Origin of the sequence: uncultured Pseudoalteromonas sp., assembly GCF_963922945.1 — a bacterium.
GTDB lineage: Bacteria > Pseudomonadota > Gammaproteobacteria > Enterobacterales > Alteromonadaceae > Pseudoalteromonas.
The window spans coordinates 1-4,219 of the sequence record NZ_CAWUKC010000141.1; the positions used below are offsets into that span (position 1 = coordinate 1).

The 4,219-nt window shown below is 45.9% G+C and carries 4 protein-coding genes; all 4 read left to right on the plus strand.

From position 1 onward, the window contains the following. Window positions 1–145: 145 nt before the first annotated feature. Window positions 146–1,336 (plus strand): amidase family protein, encoded by a 1,191-nt coding sequence (locus AABI99_RS17555; protein WP_338367414.1) that lies wholly within the window; start codon window positions 146–148, stop codon window positions 1,334–1,336. Between the two features lie 14 nt (window positions 1,337–1,350). After that, window positions 1,351–2,925, plus strand: a complete 1,575-nt coding sequence (locus AABI99_RS17560; protein ID WP_338367415.1) for a gamma-glutamyltransferase — start codon at window positions 1,351–1,353, stop codon at window positions 2,923–2,925. Further along, the gene (locus tag AABI99_RS17565) at window positions 2,922–3,746 is read left to right on the plus strand and encodes a sulfite exporter TauE/SafE family protein (RefSeq protein ID WP_055014525.1); all 825 of its coding nucleotides are present in this window, start codon (window positions 2,922–2,924) and stop codon (window positions 3,744–3,746) included. Before AABI99_RS17560 ends, AABI99_RS17565 begins: the two co-directional genes overlap by 4 nt. A gap of 3 nt (window positions 3,747–3,749) precedes the next feature. Beyond that, window positions 3,750–4,219 (plus strand): aminotransferase class V-fold PLP-dependent enzyme (locus tag AABI99_RS17570; RefSeq protein WP_338367416.1); only part of this gene is annotated, 470 nt, incomplete at its 3' end.

The window sequence follows — 4,219 nt, forward strand, 5'->3', positions numbered from 1 at the left end:
GATTAAAAAGCGGATCAGGCTCTGTAAAATAAAAATAAGATGTTACGCAGTGAGCTGAAAAATAATAAAAACTAATTCGTCTTTTTAATCACCCTAAATCTGATTATAACCAGTTGGTCAGATTTACTTTGTAACGAGTGGTGATATGAGTACCAAAACACATAATAATTTTACCGGTATTTTTTGTGACCATGGCCCTAAAGCATGGCAAACACAAACTCACGGCACACTAGTAAATAGGCGCCTTGCAGTAAAAGATGTATTTGCTGTTAAAGGTGAGCGCAACAGCGCAGGTAATCCAAGCTGGTTTAAAGCAGCAAAACCTAGCCAGCAAACAGCAAGCTCCGTAAATAAGTTAATGAATGAGGGTTGTCGCTTTACAGGCTTTACCCACACTGATGAGCTGGCTTACAGCTTAGAGGGCAATAACATTCACTACGGGGCGGCACAAAACCCAAAACTTAAAGGCCATGCGAGTGGCGGCTCAAGTATGGGTTCGGCGGCCGCCGTTGCTGCTAACCTAGCCGATATTGGCTTAGGTACCGATACCGGCGGCTCTATTAGAATACCCGCAAGTTATTGTGGCTTATTTGGCATAAGGCCAAGCCATAACGTTATTGAAAAGGACGGCCTAATTCCGCTCGCGCCCCCTTTTGATACCATTGGCTGGCTTACGCAAAGTGCAGATCTGCTAAGCGATGTAGGCAATGTACTGTTACTAAATCAAACTATTAATAACGTTGATACTTTAGTTATTTGCGAGCCATTATTTGAGCTGATTGACCCTGCTTTACAAACTCCGCTTAAACAATTGCTTGAAAAAACCAAACCTTATTTTAAACACCATAAAAAACTTGAACTGCCTAATAGCAGCTTACTAAGCGAATTGGCTGACAGCTTTAGAATACTGCAAGGGCGAGCTATCGCAAAAACGCATAAAGATTGGCTTCAATTGCCAGGGCAACTTCCCCAGTTTGCGCCGGCAATTGCGGCACGTTTTAACATGGCGCTTGCCCTAACCGCCCAAGAAGAACAAGAAGCACTAAATATTCAAACCCAGTGGCAAACACTAATCGCTAAAAACCTAAATACAAACAGTTGTTTATTTTTGCCAACCACACCCACAACTGCACCTAAATTGGGCGCCGACACAAGCGCCTTACGCATGCAAATAATCACCTTATCGGCCATAGCGGGTTTGAGCCGCTCGGCGCAAGTACACTTACCATTGGCTAATTTAGAAAATGGCCACCCGTATGGGTTTTCATTAATGATGAGCCATGGCAACGATAAAAGCCTACTTGCCTGCGTACAACAATTAGCTGCACATTTTTAACAGGACACACTTGCATGAGCACACACAACATTGCCTTTACTGCCCCGCATTTTGCGGCAACCGAGGCAGGCACCCTAATACTAAAACAAGGCGGCACAGCCGTTGAGGCCATGGTAGCAGCCGCCGCTGCTATTAGCGTGGTATACCCGCATATGAACTCAATTGGCGGCGACAGCTTTTGGCTTATTGATAACCTAAACCAAAGCACACCCATAGCTATAGATGCTTGCGGGCGCGCACCAAATGATATAAGCGCCTATAGCAATGAGCCACACATACCAGAGCGCGGCGGTTTAAGCGCATTGACCCAAGCGGCTACGCTTCGTGGCTGGCAAAAAGCCCTTGAGGTAGATGAGCACGCAGCTCTACCTCTAAGTACTATTTTAGCGCCTGCTATTAAGCTTGCTCGCGAAGGATTCACAGTATCAAAAAGCCTGCAAGCTGGCTGCGAAAAACTGGCAAGTGTTGCCAATACTAACGATGCCTTTAAAGCGCTATACATGCCCAATGGTAAACCTTTGCAAGCAGGGCAACATTTTAAAAACCTAAAACTCGCCAGTACCTTTGAGCACTTAGCCGAGCACGGCTTAAATGCTTTTTACGAAGGAGAACTTGCCAACTCATTTGCAAGCGATTTAGCAGCCGCAGGCAGTGTTATTACCCCAGCCGACATAGCCAATACAAAAGCAGATGTAGTGACACCACTTAATGCTAATTTATCAGGCATACAGTGTTTTAACTTACCTGCTCCCACGCAAGGCGTGCATTCTCTGCAAATAATTGGCGCCGTTAATAAACTAAAACATTTAGCCAAAACAGAGGCTGATTGGATGCACTTAATTGTTGAGGCAACCAAACAAAGCTTTACCCACCGCCCTACACTTTGGGCTGACCCAGATGCGCTTGGCGATGATTATAAAAACGCATTAACTGATGAGCGCTTAAATGCGCTTGCCAGCAATATAGATATGAGCCAAGCCAAGCAATGGCCGTTCAGTGCAGAGCCAGGCGATACCGTTTGGATGGCAGCACGGGATAAAAACGGCCAACTCGTGAGCTTTATTCAAAGTGTTTACTGGGAATTTGGTAGCGGAATACTCATGAGCGAAGGCGGCTTTGTGTGGAATAACCGCGGTTTAAGCTTTAGTTTAAATAGCAACGATGCCAATGCCTTAAAAGCACATAAAAAACCAGCTCACACACTCAACCCAGCTTTAGCAAAATTTGATGATGGCAGGCGCCTTGCCTACGGCACCATGGGCGGCGAAGGCCAACCCCAAACACAAGCTGCCGTATTTAGTGGTTACGCATGGCGTAAAAAACCAATTAACCAAGCAATCAGCGATCCGCGCTGGCTATTAGGGCGCACTTGGGGCGACACAAGCACAAACTTAAAGGTAGAGCAAAGCTTAGTAATTCAAGTTAAACATGAATTAAATCAACGTGACCACGACTGGGTAAGCGTTGATAATAACAATGAAATGATGGGCCACGCGGGTGCCATTTTAGATACACCTACCAGCCTTGAAGCAGCCACCGATCCTCGTTCAGATGGTCGCGCAATAGTAACTACAGCAGGAACACAATGACAGAGATAATAAATCAATGGCCGATTATAGCGGCCTTAATTGCAACCGGCATTTTTGCAGGTATTTTAGCAGGCCTCTTTGGTGTGGGCGGCGGCATAGTAATTGTGCCTGTGTTGTACTTTTTACTACAAGGTTTTGGCGTAAGCCCTGAGTCGGCCATGATGATAGCCACGGCGACATCGCTTGCCACTATAGTGCCAACGTCTATTTCGTCTATTCGCTCGCACCATGCAAAAGGCAACATTGACCTTGCTTTAATTAAGTACTGGGCGCCGTTTATTTTAGTAATGGCCGTAGTATGTAGCTACTTAGCGCACTCAATACGTGGTAATGCGCTGGTACTTATGTTTGCCTGTATTGCCATTTTAGTTAGCTTAAACATGTTATTTAGAGCCGGCGCACCTGCCCTTGTAAGTAAGCTACCAGGTAAATTTGGCCAAGGCATTATGGCAAGTATTGTCGGTGGTTTATCGGTAATGATTGGCATAGGTGGCGGTACTATTGGCGTGCCCATGCTAAACGCGTTTAACGTACGCGCCCATGTTGCCGTTGGCACCGCTGCTGTATTTGGCTTATTAATTGCGCTACCGGGCGTTATTACTTTATTAAGTATTGGTACTACACCCACCGATGCGCCCCTTGGAACGTGGGGCCTTGTAAACCTACCTGCTTTTATACTTATTATTCCGCTTACTATTTTGTTTGCCCCTATTGGCGTAAAAATTGGTAGCAAGCTAGATCAAAAACAATTAAAACGCGCCTTTGCCGTTGTATTAATGATAACGGGCATTCGTATGCTTATTCAAACTCTGGGAGCCTAAAACATGTTTAGCGACACGCAAATTCAAACTTTAAATCCGCCACAGCGATTACTCATGGGCCCAGGCCCAATAAACGCAGATCCACGCGTGCTACGTGCTATGTCGGCGCAGCTAATTGGCCAATACGACCCAGTAATGACCGGTTTTATGAACGAAACCATGGCCCGCTATCGCGAAATTTTTAAAACCAAAAACGAATGGACCCTGTTAGTTGATGGTACATCGCGCGCAGGCATAGAAGCCGTTTTATGCTCTATTTTGCGCCCAGGCGATAAAGTACTGGTGCCCATTATGGGCCGCTTTGGCCACTTGCTTGCTGAAATAGCCGAGCGCGTAGGCGCAAAAGTACACACCATAGAAGTTCCGTGGGGCGAGGTATTTACCCCCGAACAAATAGAAAAAGCCATTGTTGAAGTAAAACCCCATGTACTTGCTATGGTACAGGGCGATACCTCTACAACCATGAACCAACC

Bases quoted from the DNA above. Each gene is read 5' to 3' on its own strand.
- AABI99_RS17555 (WP_338367414.1), top strand. From the start codon at position 146: ATGAGTACCAAAACACATAATAATTTTACCGGTATTTTTTGTGACCAT.
- AABI99_RS17565 (WP_055014525.1), top strand. From the start codon at position 2,922: ATGACAGAGATAATAAATCAATGGCCGATTATAGCGGCCTTAATTGCA.
- AABI99_RS17560 (WP_338367415.1), top strand. From the start codon at position 1,351: ATGAGCACACACAACATTGCCTTTACTGCCCCGCATTTTGCGGCAACC.